The 23959-nt window shown below is 51.3% G+C and carries 19 protein-coding genes and 1 pseudogene; 15 read left to right on the top strand and 5 right to left on the bottom strand.

The annotated features are described in order from the left end of the window. Window positions 1-381: 381 nt before the first annotated feature. On the top strand, window positions 382-2139 hold the full coding sequence (locus B0D95_RS08555; protein ID WP_078043510.1) for a glycosyl hydrolase family 18 protein: 1758 nt from the start codon (window positions 382-384) through the stop codon (window positions 2137-2139). A 149-nt stretch (window positions 2140-2288) separates the two neighbouring features. On the opposite strand, the gene B0D95_RS08550 is transcribed toward B0D95_RS08555, so the two are convergent. Then, on the bottom strand, window positions 2289-3110 hold the full coding sequence (locus tag B0D95_RS08550; protein WP_078043509.1) for a universal stress protein: 822 nt from the start codon (window positions 3108-3110) through the stop codon (window positions 2289-2291). Window positions 3111-3286: 176 nt separating this feature from the next. Here B0D95_RS08550 and B0D95_RS08545 point away from each other — a divergent pair, with 176 nt between their 5' ends. Then, window positions 3287-3763, top strand: a complete 477-nt coding sequence (locus B0D95_RS08545) for a MaoC/PaaZ C-terminal domain-containing protein (protein WP_078043508.1) — start codon at window positions 3287-3289, stop codon at window positions 3761-3763. 13 nt (window positions 3764-3776) lie between these two features. Here the strand turns inward: B0D95_RS08545 and B0D95_RS08540 are convergent, their stop codons facing one another. The 3 genes from B0D95_RS08540 to pyrC all read right to left on the bottom strand — a co-directional run bounded on the left by B0D95_RS08540 (window position 3777) and on the right by pyrC (window position 6671). Further along, window positions 3777-4811 (bottom strand): catalase family peroxidase, encoded by a 1035-nt coding sequence (locus B0D95_RS08540; RefSeq protein WP_168172426.1) that lies wholly within the window; start codon window positions 4809-4811, stop codon window positions 3777-3779. A 123-nt stretch (window positions 4812-4934) separates the two neighbouring features. Further along, complete coding sequence (rnt, locus tag B0D95_RS08535; protein ID WP_078043506.1) at window positions 4935-5597, bottom strand: ribonuclease T; 663 nt, start codon at window positions 5595-5597, stop codon at window positions 4935-4937. A gap of 9 nt (window positions 5598-5606) precedes the next feature. Beyond that, entirely contained in the window at window positions 5607-6671 is a 1065-nt protein-coding gene (pyrC, locus tag B0D95_RS08530; protein WP_078043505.1) for a dihydroorotase, read from the bottom strand. A 153-nt stretch (window positions 6672-6824) separates the two neighbouring features. Here pyrC and B0D95_RS20980 point away from each other — a divergent pair, with 153 nt between their 5' ends. The 9 genes from B0D95_RS20980 to recO all read left to right on the top strand — a co-directional run bounded on the left by B0D95_RS20980 (window position 6825) and on the right by recO (window position 15207). Beyond that, window positions 6825-7133, top strand: a complete 309-nt coding sequence (locus tag B0D95_RS20980) for a hypothetical protein (protein WP_078043504.1) — start codon at window positions 6825-6827, stop codon at window positions 7131-7133. Beyond that, a complete protein-coding gene (locus B0D95_RS08520; RefSeq protein ID WP_078043503.1) occupies window positions 7133-7882 on the top strand; it encodes an OmpA family protein in 750 nt (249 codons plus the stop codon). The genes B0D95_RS20980 and B0D95_RS08520 overlap by 1 nt, the downstream gene beginning before the upstream one ends. Before the next feature lie 169 nt (window positions 7883-8051). Next, window positions 8052-9470 (top strand): Do family serine endopeptidase, encoded by a 1419-nt coding sequence (locus B0D95_RS08515; RefSeq protein ID WP_078043502.1) that lies wholly within the window; start codon window positions 8052-8054, stop codon window positions 9468-9470. Between the two features lie 188 nt (window positions 9471-9658). After that, window positions 9659-11458 carry a translation elongation factor 4 gene (gene lepA / locus B0D95_RS08510; RefSeq protein ID WP_078043501.1) on the top strand — a complete coding sequence of 600 codons (1800 nt, stop codon included), beginning with the start codon at window positions 9659-9661 and terminating at the stop codon, window positions 11456-11458. A gap of 33 nt (window positions 11459-11491) precedes the next feature. After that, a complete protein-coding gene (gene lepB, locus B0D95_RS08505) occupies window positions 11492-12340 on the top strand; it encodes a signal peptidase I (RefSeq protein WP_078043500.1) in 849 nt (282 codons plus the stop codon). 56 nt (window positions 12341-12396) lie between these two features. Next, window positions 12397-12825, top strand: a complete 429-nt coding sequence (locus B0D95_RS08500) for a DUF4845 domain-containing protein (protein ID WP_078043499.1) — start codon at window positions 12397-12399, stop codon at window positions 12823-12825. 3 nt (window positions 12826-12828) lie between these two features. Further along, window positions 12829-13509 carry a ribonuclease III gene (gene rnc / locus B0D95_RS08495; RefSeq protein ID WP_078043498.1) on the top strand — a complete coding sequence of 227 codons (681 nt, stop codon included), beginning with the start codon at window positions 12829-12831 and terminating at the stop codon, window positions 13507-13509. A gap of 54 nt (window positions 13510-13563) precedes the next feature. Then, on the top strand, window positions 13564-14484 hold the full coding sequence (gene era, locus B0D95_RS08490; RefSeq protein WP_078043497.1) for a GTPase Era: 921 nt from the start codon (window positions 13564-13566) through the stop codon (window positions 14482-14484). Between the two features lie 9 nt (window positions 14485-14493). Further along, window positions 14494-15207 (top strand): DNA repair protein RecO, encoded by a 714-nt coding sequence (recO, locus tag B0D95_RS08485; protein ID WP_078043496.1) that lies wholly within the window; start codon window positions 14494-14496, stop codon window positions 15205-15207. Here the strand turns inward: recO and B0D95_RS08480 are convergent, their stop codons facing one another. Then, window positions 15208-18021: a response regulator gene (locus tag B0D95_RS08480; protein WP_078043495.1), complete on the bottom strand. Its 2814-nt coding sequence runs from the start codon at window positions 18019-18021 to the stop codon at window positions 15208-15210. Window positions 18022-18285: 264 nt separating this feature from the next. Here B0D95_RS08480 and cysM point away from each other — a divergent pair, with 264 nt between their 5' ends. From cysM to mazG, 4 genes and pseudogenes are all read left to right on the top strand, one after another. Next, window positions 18286-19179, top strand: a complete 894-nt coding sequence (gene cysM, locus B0D95_RS08475) for a cysteine synthase CysM (protein ID WP_078043494.1) — start codon at window positions 18286-18288, stop codon at window positions 19177-19179. A gap of 84 nt (window positions 19180-19263) precedes the next feature. After that, window positions 19264-20760: a 23S rRNA (uracil(1939)-C(5))-methyltransferase RlmD gene (rlmD, locus tag B0D95_RS08470; RefSeq protein ID WP_078043493.1), complete on the top strand. Its 1497-nt coding sequence runs from the start codon at window positions 19264-19266 to the stop codon at window positions 20758-20760. A 140-nt stretch (window positions 20761-20900) separates the two neighbouring features. Next, window positions 20901-23146: pseudogene (gene relA, locus B0D95_RS08465) on the top strand (GTP diphosphokinase). A gap of 10 nt (window positions 23147-23156) precedes the next feature. Beyond that, window positions 23157-23951 (top strand): nucleoside triphosphate pyrophosphohydrolase, encoded by a 795-nt coding sequence (gene mazG, locus B0D95_RS08460; protein ID WP_078043492.1) that lies wholly within the window; start codon window positions 23157-23159, stop codon window positions 23949-23951. Window positions 23952-23959: the final 8 nt, after the last annotated feature.

The following is a 23959-nucleotide window of genomic DNA, read 5'->3' as shown; positions in this document are numbered from 1 at the left end:
TGGTTCGTTTTATTTTTTCGCGATTTCTGTGCTGTTTTTTCTACTCTGTTATTACAGGGTTGGGTGCGCTTTTTTCCAAATTTTTATTTCCTGGTTTGAGATATCGCTCAGGGCTTTTTATCGCCTGAAGGATTTATTTTGCCTGCAAATAGTGCATTTCTCTCAGCATTTTGTGGGCAAAAGTGGTGCGGACGAGAGTGTTGCAGGATGCTGTTAGCGGACAAAAAAATATTACAAGGAGCGCGCCTTATTTACGGCGTTATTTTTTGCGTGGGTGGATAAGTGTTGAGCGCGTCACTGTGTGGATGTATCGGGAGCCGTTTTGGTATTCACAATACTTATCAAGCGGTGTAATAAAAAAATTATGCAGAGGAAGTTTCAATGAGATCCCCTAAGTTAATAAAACTATTATCAACCCTTGGGCTGTTATCAACTGCCGGTTTATTGGCAAACCAGGCGCAAGCCTATAACTGTAATGGCGTTGCGCAGTATCAGGGCGGTGCTACTTACGCCACGGGCGCCATAGTGCAAAACGGCGGCAGTGCATACTCCTGTACTGTGGGTGGCTGGTGTACTGTGGGTGGCCCCTATGCGCCAGGCACAGGTTGGGCATGGACAAATGCCTGGAGCAGTTTGGGTAGTTGTTCCGGCGGTACCGTCAGTTCTTCGTCCGTATCCAGTGCAGCGCCAAGCTCTGTTGCCAGCTCCACTGTGAGTCAAACATCATCAGTCGCTTCATCTGTCACCTCGGTAGCTGGCTGCTCCGGTGTTACCGCGTGGAATAGCACGGCTGTTTACACGGGTGGTAATGAAGTAGTGCGTAATGGTGTTAAGTATCAGGCTAAATGGTGGACGCAAGGCCAGGATCCAGTAACCAACTCATCTGTCGATGGTGTCTGGGCAAACAAAGGTCAATGTTCAACCTCATCTGCCTCAACAGTGAGTAGCTCATCCTCTGTTATCCGATCATCCTCCAGCTCTGTTGTCAGTTCGGTGGTATCCAGCTCATCGTCCAGCAGCGTCAGCTCGGTTGGTGGCAAACGAGTGGTTGGGTACTTTGCGCAATGGGGTACTTATGCCCGTAACTACCATGTGAAAAACATCGCCACCAGCGGTTCGGCGGCGCAATTGACCCACATTCTTTATGCCTTCGGTAATGTGCAAAATGGCCAGTGTGTGATTGGCGATGCCTATGCTGATTACGAGCGCGCTTACACGGCGGATTTGAGTGTTGACGGTGTTGCAGATACCTGGGATCAACCCTTGCGCGGTAGCTTCAATCAGTTGCGTAAGCTGAAAAAAGCCTATCCAAACATCAAGGTGATTTGGTCATTCGGTGGTTGGACCTGGTCGGGTGGTTTTGGTCAAGCAGCAGCTAACCCTACTGCATTTGCCAACTCATGCTACAACCTGGTGGAAGACCCTCGTTGGGCGGATGTGTTCGATGGTATTGATATCGACTGGGAATACCCCAACGATTGCGGCCTGACGTGTGATACGAGCGGCTTCTCAGCGTACAAAAACCTGATTCAGGCGTTGCGTACCCGCTTTGGTGCCAATGCGCTGGTGACTTCAGCAATCGGTGCGGCGCCTTCAAAAATCAACGCCGCTGACTATGCCGGTGCTGCCCAATATCTGGATTTCATTATGCCAATGACTTATGACTACTTCGGCGCATTTGCGGCCAAAGGCCCAACCGCTCCGCACTCTGCACTTTATGGCTACTCAGGTATTCCTGCCGCTGAATTCTATTCAGACGCTGCTGTGCAGTTGCTGAAAGCCAAAGGCATTCCGGCGAACAAAATCCTGTTAGGTGTTGGATTCTATGGTCGCGGTTGGTCAGGTGTAACCCAAGCTGCACCTGGCGGTGCTGCAACAGGTGCTGCAACAGGTTCGTATGAAGCCGGTATAGAAGACTACAAAGTGCTGAAAAATACCTGCCCGGCAACCGGCACTGTGGGTGGCACAGCCTACGCGTTCTGTAATGGCAACTGGTGGAGTTACGATACGCCGCAAACCATGGTTGGCAAAATGGACTACGTGCATCAACAAAGCCTAGGCGGTACATTCTTCTGGGAGTTGAGTGGCGATACCAATAATGGTGAGCTGATTAAAGTGATTGGCGATTCAATGCGTTAATTCTGCTTGAGTCGATTGAAAAATGGCGGCCTTGGTGGTCGCCATTTTTTATGGATCATCGGCAATACCATTAATCGTCTGCCAATAAAAAAACCCGATTATCGGTTGATAATCGGGTTTTGTTGTTACCAGTTTTTAAATCGCCGTCATTAACCGTGGTTAATGACCATTACATCGGTATCAACTGCTGCAATCAAACGCTCGGCTGTGTTGCCGCGACGGGTTTTGGTCATGCCGTTTTGACCCAATGTTCCCATCACGATCAAGTCAGCACTGATTTCTTCAGCCAGCGCTGACACCACGTCAGAAGTATAACCATTGGCCACGTGAATTTTGTCGTTAGGCAGGCCAGTCAAGGCAACCAAGCGACCGCGATCAGGATAGCTCAGTGAATCCAGGTAGCCGTTGATCACATGCAGATCTGCACCGTAGACATCAGCATAGAATTTAGCTTGTTCGATGATCTTTTTGTTTAATTCAATTTGTACATCGCGTTGTGCTTGCATGTTAACGGCAGCAAGAATCACTTTGCGCTGTGCTTTTGCACCCGGGCGAATCAATACGACAGGGCAGTATGCGCCTTTCAACAATTCCCATTTTGATTCAGAGAAACTGAAACGGCTGTTGTTGGTTTTGGCGTGTACTGGCAGATAAATCAAATCGGCATCAAAGCGTTTGGCTGATTCCATAATGGATTTTTGCCATTCGCTCGACCAAGATACTTCCAGGGTGTATTCGATACCGGCATTGGCCAGTGGGCTTTTAATATTTTGCTCAAACCAGGTCAGGTCGCGGAACAAATTGTCGTTAATAGAGCGAGTGTCTACCGCATCGCCATCAACCGCGACAAAGGCGTGAACCTTGGGTTTGATGCCTTGCATCAAGGATGAAACGATAATCGCGCGCTCAAGTGCTATGTGGTGGGTGTCGTTGGGGTCAACAACAACAAACAGCTTTTGTGACTTTGACATACAGGCTCCTACTGGTTCCCTAAAAAGTTAGGTTGTTATTTTCGCTGGGAGCTAGCATAACAACCCCGTTGGTGTTTTTACAGCGCGAAAGCCGCTTGCTGCAGGTGATAGCGGTTAAATAAAGTTGATATGGATTAAACTGTACGCCTTTTTTACACAGCTCAGTGGATAAGGCTATGAATTTGCTTGAAAACTACCCAATTAATGAAATCGCGCTGGGTCAAACAGCGACCTACAGTAAAACCCTGACCGAGCGCGATGTGATTCTTTTCGCCGCCTGTTCTGGCGATGTAAACCCGGTACATCTGGATAAAGACTATGCCGCTACCACCGTATTTGGCGAGCCCATTGGCCATGGTATGTGGACGGGTGCATTGGTGTCTGCGGCAATTGCCACGCGCCTGCCTGGCCCTGGTTCGGTCTATCGCGGCCAGAGCCTGAGTTTTAAACATCCGGTAAAAATTGGCGATACGGTGACGGTCACTCTGACAGTGGCAGAGATCAAAGAGCGGGTGAAGTTGGTGACGCTGGATTGCGAGGCGCACAATCAGGACGGCAAATTGATCGCCAAAGGTGCCGCGGAAGTCATAGCGCCAGCGATCAAACAATCACTGGCGCCGGGGCATGTGCCGGAGATACTGCTAGGCGCTTGATCAGGCCATTCGGTTACTGGCCGCTCAGGCGTTTACCGAAGGAAATAGCATAGGCGGCCGAGCGCATTTGCAGCACAGGATCTGCGCTTGGTTCTACCCCTGGGGTCACCCGGTTGGGGTCAAAATTCACCGCCTCACAATCCTTATCCGTGGCATCGGCGGAGCTTAGGCTCAACGTGGCCAGGGTGACTGTGGGGCGGTTATCCGGCCAGGTTTGTGATGGGTCTATCTCGCTGTCATTTGCTTCGCCAAGGCTGATCACCATATCCCAGCGGACAGGCCCTTTTGCCAGTTGTCCGCGTAGGTGGTCGATCAAAAAGTCGCTACCGGCGTTGGCTAATTCCTCATCGCTTAACAATTTTTCACCCGCAGTGGGGTTAAATTGCCAGCGCACCTTGTGACGCTTGCCATCGCTTCCTGTGAAAAAGAAGGTATGTATCCCGAAATAGCGTGTTGAACCATAACTCCAGGAGGGATTGTGGCTTGCAAGCCATGCGGGTTGGGTTTGTGTGTCCGGGTGTTCTGCCCGGTAAGCGACTGTCTTGGCTGGGTCGGGTTTGCCGGTTTTAGGGTCGGGAATAAAGGTTTGCAGTAAGCCATTAAAAACCGTTGGGTTTTTAGCGGGGAACATGGGGGTGCTGAGCATAGCCATGTTGTGCATCTGGCCATCGGGCAATTTGATTTGCAGAGCCATGCCTCGTGGCCCGCGCGCGGCATCACTGGCTGCCGGGTTACCGCCTCCCAGGGAGAAACGCATTGTTACCGGGTGCGGTGTCCCATTAAAAATCGGTGATCTGGAATATTGGTTGGCGCCATCTGTGCCGGTAAATAAGCCTTTTGCACAATAGCCTTTGGCGTGACCGCGTCGCATCCCCTTGTGTACGCCAGCAACGGCTTCAAATGTCTGGATCAATTCCTGGGGGCCAACGGAGGCCGCTGCGGTTGGCGGCTCTGCTGCGCTCACTGTGCCTGCGCCCAGGGCGATCAGTGCAGTGACCATGAGGTGACGAGAATAGGTGTGGGGCAGGAGGGGATTGTGTTTGCTCATAGGCAGGTGTCCGGCGTGAATGAAAACAGTTTGGCTCATTACGCGATATTGGCTCACCACGATCAGGTGAGCCTTATGTCTTTTGCTTTCTTTACCTGCAATGCTTATCCAGCGAGGTATTAATTACTCGTCCTCTTCATCCAACAGGGCATTCCAGCCGCCCAGTTCCTTCCAGCGATTCACTATCAGGCAAAACAGGTCGGCTGTTTTTTCGGCGTCGTAGGCAGCTGAATGCGCGGCACTATTACTGAATTCAAGTCCGGCAACCTTGCAGGCTTTTGCCAGCACCGTTTGCCCAAAGGCAAGTCCGGCCAGGGTGGCGGTATCGAATACTGAGAAAGGGTGAAAGGGGCTGCGTTTGATATGGCAGCGATCCACTGCAGCGTTGACAAAATTCAAATCAAAGTGGGCGTTATGGCCGACAATCACGGCGCGCGTGCAGCCGTTTTCTTTCACGGCACGGCGTACGGCGGCCAGCAAATCAGTCATCACCATCAATTCCGGCTCTGCCATGCGGTCGGGGCTATCCAGATCAATGCCGGTGAAGTCCAGCGCGGCCTGTTCAATGTTGGCGCCTTCAAATGGCTCAACATGGAAGGAAAAGGTTTCGTGGCGATGTAAAAAACCATCCTGATCCATGCGGATAGTCACGGCAGCAATTTCCAGCAGGGCATCGGTCTGGGCGTTAAAGCCGCCGGTTTCCACATCCACAATCACGGGCAAAAAGCCGCGAAAGCGCTGTGCCAGTGGAGAGTCGGGATCGCGAGAGTTTTCAGGTGGATTCACGGTATCGCCTTAAGCCGTATGCAACTGGCTGTTAGTCGTGCTGGATTGGAGCTTCCAGCGCAGGGTTTCACCGGCGCGCAATGGCACCAGCGGTTGATCGCCCAATATCAGGCTGTCCGGCACTTGCCAGTCTTGTTTCACCAGTGTGATGGTGTCGGTATTGCGCGGCAATTGGTAAAAGTCAGGGCCAAAATGGCTGGCGAAACCTTCCAGCTTGTCGAGTGCTCCTGCGTCTTCAAATGCTTCGGCATAGAGTTCAATGGCGGCAAAAGCGGTATAGCTACCAGCACAGCCGCAGGCAGCTTCTTTTTTGTCCTTGGCGTGCGGGGCTGAATCTGTACCCAGGAAGAATTTGGGGCTACCGCTGGTGGCGGCTTTGATCAGCGCTTGCTGGTGTGTGCCACGCTTCAAAATGGGCAGGCAGTAATAATGAGGGCGAATACCTCCCGCAAGCATGTGGTTGCGGTTGTACAGCAGGTGATGGGCTGTAATGGTCGCGGCTACATTGGCTGGTGCGGCGGCGACAAATTCGGCGGCGTCAGCAGTGGTGATGTGCTCCAGTACCATCCTCAGTGCTGGAAAATCCCGTACCACCTGGCTGAAGGTGCGATCCAGAAACACTTTTTCGCGATCAAAAATATCAATGGCACTGTCAGTGACTTCACCGTGCAATAAGAAGTGCATGCCTTCTTTTTGCATCGCCTCCAGTACCGGGTAGATCTTGTTCAGGTCGGTTACGCCTGAGGCTGAATTGGTAGTGGCACCGGCCGGGTAGAGTTTGCAGGCTTTTACCCCGGCGGCTTTGGCGCGGGCAATTTCAGCGGGGTCGGTGTTGTCGGTGAGGTAGAGCACCATCAGCGGTTCAAACTGGCTGCCAGCGGGGCGCGCAGCCAAAATGCGCGCTTTGTAGTCCAGCGCTTGTTCGGCATTCATCACTGGCGGCACGAGGTTGGGCATAACTATCGCCCGTGCAAACTGCCCGGCGGCATCGCCTACGGTGCGGCTAAGGGCCGCGCCGTCGCGCAGGTGAATATGCCAGTCGTCGGGGCGGGTGAGCGTCAGTGTTTGGGTCATGAGTGGTGATTCCCTAGCGGTAAGCAATAAGCATCAGAAAAGTCGCGGCATGCTACCAAAAATGGCATGCATCCGCAGCCTTAATTCTGGTCGGCAATCCGGCAGCAGGTGGCTATACTCCAGAGATCGTCCCTTCAACTGAGCTTCATTTGCATGTTTTTGTTGTCCAAACCCGCGATTTTATCCTGTCTCGCCATGATTCCTCTGTCGATGGCGTTTAGCGTTCAGGCGCAGACATATGCCTCCGGGTTTACTGATGCCAAGTGGAGCGCCCAGTCTGGTGCTTTTGCGTGCAGCTTGACCCATGAGATTCCCGCATTTGGCACCGCGTATTTTGGTCAAAACGCAGGTTCAGCCGGTTTTTTTGAATTTCGCGGCGCTAAAAAAGCCTTCCCTGCTGGCAGTGTGAAGCTGGAAGCTGTACCGCCCTTATGGCGTAGCGATCTTGCCCCCAGAGTTTGATGACCTTATCGGCGACCACTGGGTTGCGTTTAAATGCCGCACAACTTAAAACCTTGGCGGAGTCATTGGAGGGCGGCACCAATGTCGTGTTCAGCAGCGCCAGTGCGAATGAGGGCAGCAATCTGCGGGTAATAGTGGATGCGCGCAATTTTGCCGCGAGTTATGCCACCTATAAACGTTGCGTTGCCAATTTGATTCCTTATACGTTTGATCAGTTATCGCGCACCTTGATCAATTACGCGAGTGGTGCCGACGTATTGAGTTCAGCCGCCAAGGCGCAGTTGGATAAAATTGTTCGCTACACCAAGGCGGACAACAAGGTGCTGGGTATTTTGGTGGATGCGCACAGCGATAAACACGAAACCCCAGAGGACGCCGATCGCTTATCGCAGCAGCAGGCGGAATTAGTCGCTGATTATTTGATTGAAAAAGGCCTGCCTGCCACTTTTATTACAACGCGCTGGCATGGCGATAAGTTTCCCATCGCCGACAACAAAAACGCTGCCGGTCAGGCAAAAAATCGCCGCATTACCTTGCGCCTTGAAAATGAAGCATCCCGCAAAGAAATGGAGCGCCGTGTTGCGGCAGTAAAAGCGGCGGAGCAGAAAGCGGCTGCCGAACAGGCAGCCAAAGTGGCAGCAGAGGCGGAAAAACAAGCCGCCGCTGAGGCATCGTCGGTAACTACCAGTCAACTTGAACAGTTAGTGGAAAAACAAAACCTCAATAGTGGCAAACAGCCTAGCCTGTAATTTTTTGCGCAGTTGACGCCTGCGTGGACTTGCATTTTTTAACCACAATTCCCAGATTATTCTTAACCCGGTTTTCAGGATCGGGTTGGAATTTTTTTATCTGTCATCAGTCTCAATGTGCGAGCCAGTGTCTTTGCGACCTGAATTCATTTCATCTAAGGAGCCATTCATGCACACATTGACTGCCAAGTGGGCGTCCGGTATCAAAACCGTTATTGCAATCGTGAGTATCAGTGTTTATTCGCTGGTGAGTCAGGCCGCGGAATTGCCGGATTTCACCCAATTGATTGAGCAGCATTCACCGGCAGTGGTGAAAATTACCGCCGTGTCCAAAGGCAGTGCGGCGGAACCGCAGCGCAGTTTGCCGCAAGATATGCAGGGCCTGCCGGATATTTTTCGTGAATTGTTAGAGCGCCGTCAGGCACCGCGTGATCGCGGCTCTTTGGGATCAGGTTTTATTATTTCAGCCGATGGTTATGTACTGACGAACGACCATGTGGTCGACAAAATGGACAGCATTACTGTCATTCTGAATGATCAGCGGGAGTACAGTGCCACCCTGGTGGGCAGCGATGAGCGCTCGGATTTGGCGCTGCTGAAAATCGACGCCAAAAATCTCCCAACACTGATCCTGGCGAAGGATGAAACCTTGAAAGTGGGGCAATGGGTTGTGGCGATTGGTTCGCCGTTCGGGCTGGACTACTCCGCCAGCGCCGGTATTGTCAGTGCTATTGGTCGCAGCATTCCCTCGGCACATAGCGAAAGCAATTATGTGCCGTTTATCCAGACGGATGTCGCTATCAACCCTGGTAACTCCGGTGGTCCGCTGTTCAATATGGATGGCGAAGTAGTGGGTATTAATTCCCAAATCTACTCACCCAGTGGTGGTTCTGTTGGGCTGTCTTTCGCAATTCCGTCCTCATTGGCCGTCGATGTGGTTGCGCAATTAAAAGATAAAGGTCGTGTAGATCGCGGCTGGTTGGGCGTGATGATTCAGGATGTCGACAAAAACTTGGCCAGTTCATTGGGGGTTGATAAACCCATGGGAGCGCTAATCAGCGAATTGGATGCTGATGGTCCCGCAGCCAAATCAGGCTTAAAAGCGGGTGACCTGATCATTAAATTCAATGACCACGCCGTGAATACGTCCAGTGACCTGCCTTATCTGGTAGGGCGCACTGCACCAAAATCCAAGGTGCCTGTGGTAATTATGCGCAAAGGCAAACAGCAGTCCCTGAGTGTCACTGTGGGAATCTTGCCTGTATCCCCCCAAGAGGCCGCAAGTCGCCCGGCGTCGGCGCCTGCGCAAAACACCGTGGATAGTTTAGGGCTCATTATTACGCCTTTGGAGCGCAGTCAGCGCGGCGGCGCTGAGGCCGGTGTTGTGGTGCAGCAAGTTAAACCGGGCAGTCCGGCAGCAGAAGCAGGGATACAACCAGGCGATATCATCACCCAACTCGCATTCAGCGATATTAAATCGCCGGATGATTACGCCAAAATTGTCAAAGGCCTGCCCAAAAACGAGCCCCAGGCTATTCGTTTCTATCGTCAAAATCGTCCTGTATTCCGGTCGATTGTCATCAAGTAAAACGCGTGAGTTTGGCAACTGCCGTCGGGCTGATGAGTGCGCCCGACGGCCGGTTGACTCAAGTCTCGGGCAGCCTGTTGGCTGCATAGCACCCACCCCGCAAATAGGCTAGAATGCCGCCCATTCTTTTCATGCCCCAACTTGGTTGGGGTTCATTTTTTCCATCATCTTAAAGTAGTTAAGCGCCTGTGACTGACCTGAGCCATATCCGTAACTTTTCCATCATCGCCCACATTGACCACGGTAAATCCACCATCGCCGATCGCTTTATCCAGATGTGCGGCGGCTTGAGTGACCGTGAAATGGAAGCGCAAGTGCTTGATTCCATGGATCTGGAGCGCGAGCGCGGTATCACTATTAAAGCCCATAGCGTGACGCTCTATTACAAAGCGCGCGATGGCAAAACCTATCAGCTGAACTTTATTGATACCCCCGGTCACGTGGACTTCACCTATGAAGTATCCCGCTCGCTGGCCGCCTGTGAAGGTGCTCTGCTGGTGGTGGATGCCGCTCAGGGTGTAGAGGCCCAGTCAGTTGCCAACTGTTACACCGCCATCGAACAAGGGCTGGAAGTGATTCCGGTACTGAACAAGATGGACTTGCCGCAAGCGGAACCTGATCGCGTTGCGCAGGAAATTGAAGACATTATTGGTATCGATGCCACGGAAGCTGTGCGCTGTTCGGCCAAATCCGGCTTGGGCATGGAAGATGTCCTGGAAGAATTGGTGCGCTTGGTTCCAGCACCCGTCGGCGATGTGGATGCCCCCTTGCAAGCGCTGATTATCGACTCCTGGTTCGATAACTATCTGGGTGTTGTCTCGCTGGTGCGAGTAAAGCAGGGTACCTTGCGCCTGAAAGACAAAATCATCACTAAAACCATCGGTAAAGCACAAATTGTTGATGGCGTGGGCGTATTCAGCCCCAAGCCCACCCAATTAAAAGAACTTAAGGCCGGTGAAGTAGGTTTTGTGGTGGCCGGTATTAAAGACATTCACGGCGCTCCCGTGGGCGATACCATCACCCACGCGCAAACACCGGAAGTGAAAGCGCTGGATGGTTTCCAAAAAATTAAGCCGCAAGTTTATGCGGGTATGTTCCCCATCAGCTCTGACGACTTTGAAGATTTCCGTGAAGCGCTGGCCAAGCTGACCCTGAACGATGCCTCACTGTTTTACGAACCGGAAAGTTCGGATGCGCTGGGCTTTGGGTTCCGTGTTGGTTTCCTCGGCATGCTGCACATGGAAATCATTCAGGAGCGTCTGGAGCGCGAGTACGATCTCGATCTGATCACCACTGCACCCACGGTAGTTTATGAAGTGGTCAAACGTGGCGGCGAAGTGATTTTTGTGGACAACCCGTCCAAACTACCCGACCCGGGTTCTATCGATGAAATGCGCGAGCCGATTGTGGAAGCCAATATTCTGGTGCCGCAAGAGCATTTAGGTAATGTAATCACTCTGTGTATTGAAAAGCGCGGTGTACAGAAAGACCTGCAATTCACCGGCTCGCAAGTGTCGGTGAAATACGAATTGCCGATGAACGAAGTAGTGACCGATTTCTTCGATCGCCTTAAATCCGTCAGCCGTGGTTTTGCCTCGTTGGATTACAGCTTTATCCGCTTCCAGCCCGCAAACCTGGTGCGCCTGGATGTGTTGATCAATAGCGAAAAAGTAGATGCGCTGGCCATTATTGTGCACCGCGACAAAGCGCACGGCATGGGGCGTTCACTGACTGAAAAAATGAAAGAGCTGATTCCACGCCAGATGTACGATGTGGCAATTCAAGCGGCGATTGGTGGACAAATTGTTGCACGTTCCACCGTAAAAGCATTGCGTAAAGATGTAACCGCCAAATGTTATGGTGGTGATGCAACCCGTAAGAAAAAACTGCTGGAAAAACAAAAAGCCGGTAAGAAACGTATGAAGCAAGTGGGCAGTGTGGAAATTCCGCAGGCCGCCTTCTTCGCCGTGCTTAAAATAGATAGCTAACATTGCCTATAACCAACACGCTAAGGTAACTCGATGAGCAGTATTAACCTTCCTCTGATTCTCACGCTGGCCGTATTTATTACCGGACTGGTGTGGTTGTTTGACGCCTTGGTGTTATCGCGCCCGCGCAAGGAAAAGTTGGCCGCTGTTGAAAAACAGTTTAACGGTATGGCACTGGATACCGAGCAGCAAAAAAATGCCTATGAGGAAGCCAAATCGGTCGCTGCCAAAGAGCCGATGTTGGTGGAGTATTCCAAATCGTTTTTTCCGGTATTGTTCATTGTTTTCTTTTTGCGTTCATTCCTGGTTGAACCTTTTCAGATCCCTTCCGGCTCCATGATCCCGACCTTGGAAGTGGGCGATTTCATTGTGGTCAACAAGTTTGCTTATGGCGTGCGTGCACCGGTATTAAACAAAGAAATTATCCCTGTTGGTAAACCGCAACGCGGCGATGTGATGGTGTTCTTTCCACCCCATGCGCCGGAGACTTATTATATCAAGCGCGTTATTGGCGTTCCTGGGGATCATATTTCCTACAATAATCATCAGTTGACGATTAACGGAAAAGTGATTGAGGAAAAACTGATTGCTCAATTGCCTGCTGGTGCACCGGTGCTCAGAATGACCAGCGAGACCATTGACGATAAGGAATTTACTACCTACAAACACTTGCAGCCCAGCCGTTTGAGCATGCACGGTTCCTGGGTAGTGCCCGCCGGCCATTATTTTATGATGGGCGATAACCGCGACAATAGTTTGGATAGCCGCGAGTGGGGCATGGTGTCGGAAGATGCGATTGTCGGTAAGGCTTTTGCCGTCTGGATGCACTGGGATTCTTTTTTCAGTATTCCCACGTTTAATCGCGCTGGCGTTATTCAATAATCGCGTTGGCGTTACTTAATATACAGTCCCGTTTCTTTTTTCTGGAGTGAAACCTGATGCGAGCGAATCACTATAAAACGATTAAAGGTCAGCGCGGTTTGGGTATGCTGCAGTGGGCATTGGTGATTGCCGTTGCCGGTTTCTTTCTGTTATTTGCATTTAAAGTGATCCCGCTTTACGCAGAAAACCGCTATGTGGAATCAGCCTTGCGCTCCCTCGAAAACGGTGGGGAAAAAGTTGAGAATATGACTGATGCCGAGATTAAAAAGAAACTGGGCAACTTTTATATGATTAACAATGTACGCAGCGAAGGCCCGACCAAAAACATCAAAATTGATCGTCGCAGTGAGGATTTGCTCATCACTGTTGACTATGAAACCCGTGTCCCTCTTTTTTACAACATAGACCTGGTCTTAAGCTTCCAAAACCATTTGGACAGCTCGCGCCCCGGTCAGTGTTGTAAGCCAGTAACAGCGATCAAGTAACTTGTGTTAACACTTAAATATCAGCGCCTTGAGCAACGCCTTGGCTACCGTTTTGACGACCAGCGCCAGTTACAACTGGCATTAACTCACCGCAGCCACGGCGCGACCAATAATGAGCGCCTTGAGTTTCTGGGCGACTCCATCCTGAATTTTATTATTGGTGAAGCCTTATTCAAACGCTTGCCTGAAGCACGCGAAGGCCAACTGAGCCGCTTGCGATCCCAAATTGTAAAGGGCGATACCCTGGCCTTATTGGCCCGTGAATTTGAATTAGGCGATTGCCTGATTTTAGGCGAGGGCGAACTCAAATCTGGTGGCAAGAGTCGTGACTCCATTTTAGCTGACAGTGTGGAAGCTATTATTGGCGCCATGTATTTAGCCAGTGGTTTGGATGTATGTCGCGAGCGGGTATTGACCTGGTTTGCGCCGCGTTTGAACGAACTCAGTGCTAATACCAGTGCTAAAGATGCCAAATCGCGCCTGCAGGAATATTTGCAAGCCCAGCGTCAGCCTTTGCCGGACTATGTTGTAGCGGAAGTCGGTGGTGAAGGGCACGCTCAGGTGTTTACCATTGAATGCCGTGTTGCGCTGGCAAAACAACCGACTCGCGCTGTTGCATCCAGCCGCCGTGAAGCTGAAAAACAAGCAGCGGCACTCATGTTGGCCCAGTTAAAAATCGATTGATCTTTCGCGGTAATGTACGCGCTTTTTTATCACTAACCCTGTAGTAATTCTTCTATGACCTTCAATTCAGATACAGAACATTCATCGGCCAGTCGCTGCGGTTATGTCGCCATTGTTGGTCGCCCTAACGTGGGTAAGTCAACCTTACTTAACCATATACTCGGGCAAAAAATCAGCATCACCTCGCGCAAGCCGCAAACCACACGCAATGCGGTGGTGGGTATTAAAACCGAAGGTGATGTACAAATTATTTTTGTCGATACTCCCGGCATGCACCTCGGGCAACAAAAAGCGATTAACCGCTATATGAATAAAGCGGCCACCAGCGCCATGAAGGATGTGGATGTTGTGGTGTTTGTGGTAGATCGTTTTATTTGGACCGAGGAAGATGAAGCGGTAGCAGAAAAGCTGCAGCATGTGGGTTGCCCAATTATTTTGGCGGTAAACAAAGTCGATCAGATTGAAGATAAAGAAACACTGCTGCCGCACTTGCAAGTACTGTCGGAGAAGCTCAGTGTTGCCGAAATCGTCCCTATGTCGGCACTGCGCAATACCAATCTGGATCGATTGGAAACCCTGATTACCGAACGCTTGCCGGAAGGCATTCATATGTACCCGGAAGATCAGATTACTGACCGCAGCTCGCGTTTTATGGCGGCTGAAATCGTGCGCGAAAAAATTACTCGCCAATTAGGTGATGAACTACCCTATGAAATGGCGGTAGAAATTGAAGAGTTCAAACAAGAAGGTAATTTGCTGAATATTTCTGCGCTGATTCTGGTGGAGCGCGACGGCCAGAAAAAAATTCTGATTGGCGACAAAGGCGCGCGTATCAAACTAATTGGCACTGAGGCGCGTGTTGATATGGAAAAGTTATTTGAGATGAAAATCATGCTCAAACTCTGGGTCAAGGTAAAGTCCGGTTGGTCAGACGATGAGCGCGCTTTGCGCAGTCTCGGTTACAACGAGTTTTAACGCCGGCTTATGCGTGTTGATCTGCAGCCCGCTTATATCCTCCACACTCGTCCTTATCGCGATACCAGTCTCTTGATTGACTTTCTCACGCCCGATCACGGGCGCGTCACGGCAGTGGCGCGCGGTGTACGCAAAACCAAAACTCCCAAACGACAGTTGCTTAATCCATTCAGCCGCCTGCTAGTTTCCTGGCAGGGTAAAACGGATATGAAACTGCTCACCAATTTTGAATCGGACAATCATTTTCTTTCGCTCACGGCGAATCACTTGTACTCGGGTTTTTACCTGAATGAATTGTTGGTGCGTTTGCTGCCGGAAATGGACAGCCATAATGGCATCTATCACGCCTATGAGCAGAGCTTGAATGCACTGCAAGCAGGGGAGGATATAGAACCCTTGTTGCGGGTATTTGAGTTTCGTTTATTAACAGAGTTGGGGTATGGGCTGGATTTTACCCAGGATGCGCGTAACCATTGCGCCATAGTGCCCGATGGGTTTTATGAATGTCATATCCAGGAGGGGTTTTTCAGTGCCGCGCCGAATCTTCCCGAGCAGTTTTTATTGAAAGGCGAATGTTTGCTCGCCATTGACTGTGGGGATTACTCGCTGCCTGCAACGCGCCTTGCAGCTAAACAATTGGCGCGGCGACTGCTCAAGCCATTATTGGGAAGTCGCCCACTCAACAGCCGCGAATTGTTCGTGTCATTCAAGCCCACTGAATAATCACGCAGGCGCTTTTTCCAAACCGAACAGTGCATCTATATCTTTATTTTTTCCCCAGCGAATCAAATCATCCAGCGCGTGGTTCAATGCGGGAATAGCATCCCGTGCTTGATCGTATTGCTTGCTTTGAAATAGTTTATCCAGCAAACCGCTGATGTGTTTTAACCGTGGCACACCACAATAACAACTGCTGCCATAAAGGCGATGGATTAATTCACCGGACTCTTCATAGTTTTCAGCCGCCAGCGATTCGTTAATTTGTTGTTTTTCGCTTTCCAACCCCGCCAGTAACATGGTGAGCATGTCGCGGGCCAGTGCCGGTTTGTGGTTAGCCAGTTTTAAACACAGGTTAATGTCTACTGAGCCGGTGTGATCCTCGGTGGGAATACCTGGGTTAGTGTTGGTAAATGCCTTGTCATCCGTATGAATAACAATTTCTTTTTTACCCGTCAGTGTTGCCCAGCGATTAATAATATGTGCCAGCTGCGATTCATTCACCGGTTTGCTGATGCAATCATCCATGCCGGCAATTAATAATTCGGCTTTTTGTTCGGTGATAGTGTGCGCTGTTAGTGCAATAATTGGTGTGCGACGTTTACCCTGTTCCAGAGCACGAATGTGCCGTGTTGCTTCCATGCCATCCATCCCCGGCATTTGAATGTCCATGAAAATCACATCAAATTCCTGATGCTGGCAGGCTTCAATCGCTTGCTTTCCATTACTCGCCTGCACGACTTGGGTATTTAAACCGCGCAACAATTCGGAGGCCAATTGCAGGTTGGCGGGGTTGTCATCTACCAATAAAACCGAGGCGGTGGGACGCAGGGCTTCTTCATCTTCCTGATCGCGCAAATCTTTTATGTGTAAGTCGAGTTGACGCCCCAGCGTTTGCAGCATTGCATCGTAGGCGATAGGTTTGTTGATAAACAATACCTGGGATTTCTCTGTATGGGCGCGGAATAAACGCTGATGCGCGGTAGTGCAGCAGGCGATCAGCGTACAGTTAAATTCAGCGTGCAATTGTTCAGCGAGGTTGTTTAACAAAATGGGGGGAATTTTCCGTTCATTGGGGGCGATATCCAATATCAATAAATCAAAACCTTGCTGGCTGTCGCGCGCACTGCGCAGCATAGGAAAACAATCGTGAATAGCAGGAATAGTGTGGGTGTTGGCATTCCATTTGTGTAATAAATTATTCAATTGTTTGATGGAGGCCGGGTTCTCACCGCACAGCAAAATGCGATAGTCGCTCAAATTAGGCAGCTGGTTTTGTGAGGGCTGGCGTTTATCAATCCCCAGTCGCGCAGTAAACCAAAAGGTGGAGCCTTTATCCGGCTCGCTCACGACACCAATTTCGCCGTTCATACGCTCAACCAAACCTTTGCAAATAGCAAGCCCCAAGCCGGTACCTTCGTGTTCGCGACTGTTGGATGAATCGGCTTGGATAAAGGGGCTGAATAATTGTTCCTGTGCTTCGCGCGACAGGCCTATGCCTTCATCGCTCACGCATACCTTGAGGGTAATTTGTGTTTCTTGCCGTTGCAAAATACTCACGTCGATAATGATGTTGCCACTGCTGCTGTATTTAATGGCATTGCTAATCAGATTGGATAGTACTTGTTTAAAACGCAACGCGTCGCCCAACAGATTTTTGGGAATAGAGGGCTCGATATAATTAATTAACTCCAGATTTTTATCGTGGGCGTCCGGTGCAAAAATATGCAGCACTTCGTCAATCGAGTGGCGAATGGGCAGTGGTGCATAATCCAGAGTGAGTTTGCCCGATTCTATTTTGGAGAAATCCAGAATGCCATTGATAACCGTCAACAAGTTTTGGGCTGAGTCGCGAATGGTTTCCATGTATTCGCGCTGCTGTTCATTCAAGTCTGTTTTCAGCGCGAGATTGATAAACCCTAAAATGCCGTTGAGCGGTGTGCGAATTTCATGGCTGGTATTGGCCAGGAATTCGGATTTTACCCGGCTGGCTTCCAGCGCTTCTTTGCGCGCGAGATCCAGTTCTACGTTCTGGATTTCAATGGTCTCCAGCGTTTCGCGCAGGTCTTCAATGGCGTGGTCAATGTGGGATTGCATATCTGCCTGCGCGGCTTCCATGTAATCGGCCATGTTGTTAATGGACTCGGCCAGGGCTAAAAACTCACGGGAATTTTGCGGTTGGACGCGCTCACTGAGTCGCCCGCGGGCAAGCCCTTGCACAATATTTTTAATGTGCTCCAGCGGTTCAGTAATGCGGTAATAGAGTGAGATTGCAAAATAGGCGCCGATAATTAAACACAGCAAGGTAATGGCAATGGTCAGCACTATGGCTTCATAGCGCACTACCACAAATGGTGCAGTTAATAACTCCAGCTCAACCCAACCAATGGCATTCTGGTTATTGCGATCCACCAGCGGGTGAGAGAAGTGCAGTGTGCGATAGGTGCGATGCTCGGTGGGGGATTCGATGCTGGGTTCAGTATCATCGCGGATGTCCATAAACTGCGGGCCGCTGTGATAATTTTTATCGCCTGCTGCATAGTAAACATGGATGGCACGGATATAAGGTTCCTCAACGGAGGCGTCGAGTATGTGCTGCACCAATTCCGTATCCTGTTCGAGTATAGGTTTGTGCAGTAAATGCGCTGTTTTCTGTGCGAGTATGCTGCCGCGCAAATCGATGAACTTATTGATTTGCGAAATGCACAAATAAGTCAGGCTAGCAGCGATCAATATGATGATGGTGAACGAGGGAATAAAAATCAGGCGCCAGACATCGGATTTAATATTGCTGTGTTTCTGTTTGCTAACTGGATTCATAACAGCGTGGGCCTTATTTTTGTGATAGTCCAAAAACTTACGTCTGGCAATAGCACTGCCACCCTATAGTCCGATAGTCGTAGGAGATTTGCTACCGAGTGTTCGCAGGCAGGGCGATCACGGGTAGAATAGCCGCCTCGCGCGCGGCTGCGCAACGGTAGGCTTGAAAACCTGACGCCTTCCGACAAATAGTCACGACACCATTTAGTCACGGCACGATTAGCCCCTACAGCCCCTAACCGATTTAACTATTCCGAGGTCAGCATGGATTTTCCCACCATTGAAGCGTTTGTTGGCAATACCCCCTTGGTGCGCTTACAGCGCTTGCAGGGTGTGACCAACAATACTCTGTTGGTGAAACTGGAAGGCAATAATCCGGCGGGTTCGGTAAAAGATCGCCCGGCGCTGTCGATGATCAGTCGCGCCGAACTGCGCGGTGATATTAAGCCCGGTGATACCTTGATTGAGGCAACCAGCGGCAATACCGGCATCGCACTGGCTATGGTGGCGGCAATCAAAGGTTATCGCCTGATTTTGATCATGCCTGACAACTCCACGGCTGAGCGCAAGGCCTCCATGGCCGCCTATGGGGCGGAGCTTATTCTGGTGAGTAAGGAAGAGGGCATGGAAGGCGCTCGGGATCTTGCCTTGAAAATGCAGACAGAAGGCAAGGGCAAGGTATTGGATCAGTTTGGCAACCCCGATAACCCGCTCGCCCATTACACGACTACCGGCCCGGAAATTTGGCAACAAACGGCCGGTACCATCACACACTTTGTCAGCTCCATGGGAACAACAGGCACCATTATGGGAACCTCGCGCTTCCTCAAAGAGAAAAATCCCGCTGTCCAGATTATTGGCTTGCAGCCAGCAGAGGGTGCACAAATTCCAGGTATTCGTCGTTGGCCGGAAGCCTATTTGCCTAAAATTTATGAGCGCGACCGTGTCGATGGCATAGTCAGCATGCCGCAATCCTTGGCGGAGCACACCATGCGTGAGCTTGCGCGTAAGGAAGGTATTTTTTGTGGAGTGTCATCCGGCGGTTCGGTCGCAGCGGCGCTGGAATTAAGCCAACAGGTGGAAAATGCGGTGATAGTGGCGATTATTTGTGATCGCGGTGATCGCTACTTATCGTCCGGTTTATTCAATCAGAAATAATTATTGTTTCTTTGGTGATATTCGGGGTTTGCTATTTGTCGTAATAGCCGGCGCACTTTTTTTAGTTTTTTAGCGGATTTTTTCATGGCACACAAAAACGGCAAAACTCCCTCTGGCAGCGCTAAAAAAGGCAGCAGCCTGCTCGGCAAAAAACCTCGGCCCAAAAAAGCGGATGGCAAAGTGTATGTGCGCGATGATGCGCCGCGCCGCAATCAGCCGCGCGCTGCGGAAAAAGTGTTGCCACAATTTAATAAGCGACTGGGTGAGTTCACCATTGATCGTTTAAGTCACGATGGTCGCGGTGTGGCCGATCTGGATGGGAAAACGATGTTTATCGCCGGCGCTTTGGTGAATGAAAAGGTCACCGCGCGTTTGGTGGAAGAGCATGCGCGATTTATCGATGCGCGGGTCGATCAAATTATTACCCCGTCACCCGAGCGAGTGACACCCCCCTGCCAACACTATGCCGACTGCGGTGGCTGCCAACTGCAACATATGCCGCCTGCGCAACAATTATTGATGAAGCAGGATTCGCTGTTGCAGCAATTAAAGCGCTGGGGCGGCGTAGAACCCAAACGCGTGCTTGCACCTATTACCTTGAGCGATACGGGCTATCGCAGCCGCGCGCGCCTCGGTGTTTGGTATGAGGAAGACGGTAGTGTCAGCCTCGGGTTTCGTCAGCATTACAGTAATGAAATTACCCAGGTCGATGAGTGCTTGGTATTAACACCGGCGTTAAATCAATTGTTGGCGCCTTTGCGCTCCTGGCTGACGACACTGCGTGCGGCCAAGGCGGTCACCCATATCGAACTGGTGAAAGGGCAGTCCGATGATTCCCTCGGTAGTAGTGCCATTATTGTGCGTCACATTAAAAAGCTGGCAGAGGCCGATCTGAACTCGCTGTCGCAGTTGGCTGAGCAACAACAGGTTCATGTGTGGCTGGAGCCAAATGGCAATACCGGGTTAACCGACATACAGGGCAACTCCTGCGATCCGCGTTTGCACTATGAGGTGGCCGGGTTGAGGCTTGCCTATCACCCGCAGGATTTCACCCAGGTCAATCCACCCGTGAACCAGCAGATGGTTGCCCAAGCGCTGGCTCTGCTGGCCTTGCAGCCGGATGACCGCGCGCTGGATTTGTTTTGTGGCATTGGCAACTTTACCCTGCCCATGGCGCGTCAGTGTGCCGAAGTGGTGGGTATTGAAGCGGTGGAATCCATGGTGCTACGTGGGCGTGAAAATGCGGAGTCCCTGGGCATTGGTAACGCAACATTTATTGCCGCGAATCTGGCAGATATGACCCATACTCAATTACAGCGGCTGGGGGGCAATATTAATGCGCTCTTGCTCGACCCGCCCCGCGATGGTGCAAAAGATATTATCGCCAGCATCCAGCGCTGGGTAAGGGGCAAGCAACTTTCACCCAAGCGAATTGTCTACGTCAGTTGCAACCCGGCAACCTTGGCGCGGGATTCAGCACTACTGGCCGACGTCGGCTATCAGTTGGATGCTGTCGGTGTGCTCGATATGTTCCCGCACACCAGCCATGTGGAGTCTATGGCGCTGTTTTTGCTGAAGTAGCGTTTGTTTAGCGTAACTGTTGTTTAATCACCGCTGCCCAATTGCCTTTCGTTAGCGAAGGGCATTCAAACCTCGATTGAATTTATGTGTTCATTGGCCTGCGCGGCCGGTGACACGCAAGAATAAGTAAGGCGAACCTCATGGTTAAAGTCAGAGCAGATCACCCCATAGCCGCTGATGGTCAAGTGGATATAGATGCCTGGATCGATCGTCTGAATAAGTCCTACCTGCAGTCCGATACCAGCCGCGCCGAATTGCGCCGCGCCGCCGAACTCAGTTTATCGCTGGTGGATATTCACGCCGAAGACGATCACAACTGGGGGAGGATTTCTCCTGTTTCCGTATCGGTTTGGAAATGGCTGAAATCCTGGCTGATTTGCAGTTGGATCAGGATGCTCTGGTGGCGGCGATTCTCTACCGCGCTGTGCGTGAACAAAAAATTACCCTTATTGAGTTACAAAACCGCTTTGGCGAGACAGTCAGCAAGCTGGTGAAAGGTGTGCTGCGCATGGCGGCTATCAGCTACCAGCGCAACGAACACGAAGACCGGGTGCTGGGTTCACAAGCGGTCGAGCAGGCGGAAAAAATCCGCAAAATGCTCGTGTCCATGGTGGATGATGTGCGTGTGGCGCTGATCAAGCTGGCGGAGCGCACCTGTGCTATTCGCTCGGTCAAAAACGCCGAAGCAGATCGCCGCCGGCAGGTAGCCCGCGAAGTGGCTGATATTTATGCGCCGCTGGCTCACCGCTTGGGCATTGGGCATATCAAGTGGGAACTGGAGGATCTCTCCTTCCGTTACTTGCAACCCGAGGATTACAAGCGCATCGCCAAACTGTTGGATGAGCGTCGCCTCGCCCGGCAGGAATACATCAACAACTTGTTGGAACGGCTGCGCAACGAGTTGAAAAAGGCCGGGATCGAAGGTTCGGTGGATGGTCGCGCCAAACATATCTACAGCATCTGGCGCAAAATGCAGCGCAAGGGGATTCCCTTTTCCCAGGTGTACGATATTCGCGCCGTGCGCATCCTGGTGCCTACGGTACGCGATTGTTATGCCGTGCTCGGTATAGTCCACAGCCTCTGGCGCAACATACCCCACGAGTTCGACGATTACATCGCCTCGCCCAAGGAGAACGGTTATCGCTCGCTGCATACCGCTGTGTGGGGGCCGGAAAATAAGGTGTTGGAAATCCAGATCCGCACCCAGGAAATGCACGAAGAATCAGAGCTGGGTGTTTGTGCCCACTGGCGCTACAAGGGCACAGATACCAAAGCGACCCAGGACGGCTATGAGCAGAAAATTGCCTGGTTGCGCCAAGTATTGGAGTGGCACGAGGAGCTGGGTGGCGATCCATCCCACCTGCAGGATGACCTGCGCGCGGTGAATCAGGACCGTATTTACGTCTTTACCCCTGAAGGCCATGTGGTGGACTTGCCACGCACGGCAACGCCGCTTGATTTTGCCTACAAAATCCACACCGATGTTGGTCACCGTTGCCGTGGCGCCAAGGTGAATAACCGCATAGTGCCGCTCAACTATCAACTGACCAATGCGGATCAGGTGGAAATCCTCACCGGTAAGCTTGAATCGCCCAGCCGTGACTGGCTCAACATGGCCTTGGGTTACGTCAATACTGGCCGCGCCCGTGCCAAAATCCAGCACTGGTTTAAGCAGCAAGCGCGCGACAAAAACATCGCCGAAGGGCAGGCGCTACTCGACCGTGAATTCAAACGTCTTGCGCTGCTCGATCTGGACTTTGAAGAACTCGCCAAAAAATTGCACTTCAATACGCTGGATGATTTGTATGCCGCCGTAGGCGCCAGTGATATAGGCGTCGGCCAAGTGCTCAATGCGGCACAAAAACAGTTGGATGATGCGGATCCACAACAGCCGCTGATTCCTTTCCGCAGCAGCAAGGCATCGCGCCAGAAAAAGGATTCGGATTTCTACATCGAAGGTGTGGGTAACCTGCTGACCCAAATTGCCAACTGCTGTAATCCGGTGCCGGGCGATGCGATTACTGGCTACATCACCTTGGGTAAAGGGGTGTCCATCCATCGTCAAGACTGCAACAACATCTTGCAGCTACAGGCCGATGAACCACAGCGCATTATCAAGGTTGAGTGGGGCGAAACACCGCAGAGCCTCTACTCGGTGGATATCGTTATCGAAGCCTATGACCGCTATGGTTTGCTGAAAGATATTACGGTGCTGCTGGATACCGAGCGCATCAATATTGTGGCTATGCAAACTCTCTCGGATAAACGCAAAAACACTGTCGATATGCAGGTGACCGTGGAAATCCGCAGCTTTGACGAGCTGAGCCGCATACTGACTAAACTCAACCAGTTGCCCAACATCGCCTCGGCGCGCCGTAAACACTAGGATTCTATTTGTGAGCCACTACAGCATCGACGATTTACTTTATTTGATGGCCCGCCTGCGTGACCCGGAATCCGGCTGCCCTTGGGACATCAAACAGGATTACGCCAGCATTGCGCCCTCTACGCTGGAGGAGGCCTATGAAGTGGTGGATGCGATTGAAAAACAGGATTTTGTTCACCTCAAAGAAGAGTTGGGCGATTTGCTGTTCCAGGTAATTTTTTACAGTCAGTTGGGCAAAGAGGAGCAGCGTTTTGACTTTGCTGGCGTGGTATCTGACTTGGTGGCCAAACTGATTCGCCGCCACCCGCATGTATTTCCACAGGGCACACTGGATAGTCGTGTGGATAATCGCCACACCTTGCCGACGGATGTCAAAGCGCGCTGGGAGGAAATCAAACAACAGGAGCGTGCGGCAAAAGGTGCACAGGGGTTATTGGCTGATGTTCCACTCAATTTGCCATCCCTGAGCCGGGCGGCCAAATTGCAAAAGCGCGCCGCCAGCGTGGGCTTTGATTGGGACGATGTCTATGGGCCCATCGCCAAAGTGCGTGAAGAACTGCTGGAAGTGGAAGCCGAGCTGGATTCCGGTGATCAACAGGCTCTGGAAGAGGAACTGGGCGATTTGTTATTTGCCGTAGTCAATATTGCCCGCTACCAGAAAATCGACCCGGAACAAGCCTTGCGCCGCGCTAACCACAAGTTCGAGCAGCGCTTTCATTACATCGAGAAAAACACGCCCAAACCCTTATGTGAAACCAGTATCGATGAGATGAACCTGCTTTGGGATGAAGCCAAGCGCATCTGATAAAAGCG

It is taken from the genome of Cellvibrio sp. PSBB023, assembly GCF_002007605.1.
Classification (GTDB): Bacteria; Pseudomonadota; Gammaproteobacteria; order Pseudomonadales; family Cellvibrionaceae; genus Cellvibrio.
This window is presented reverse-complemented; position numbering and strand designations above follow the sequence as displayed.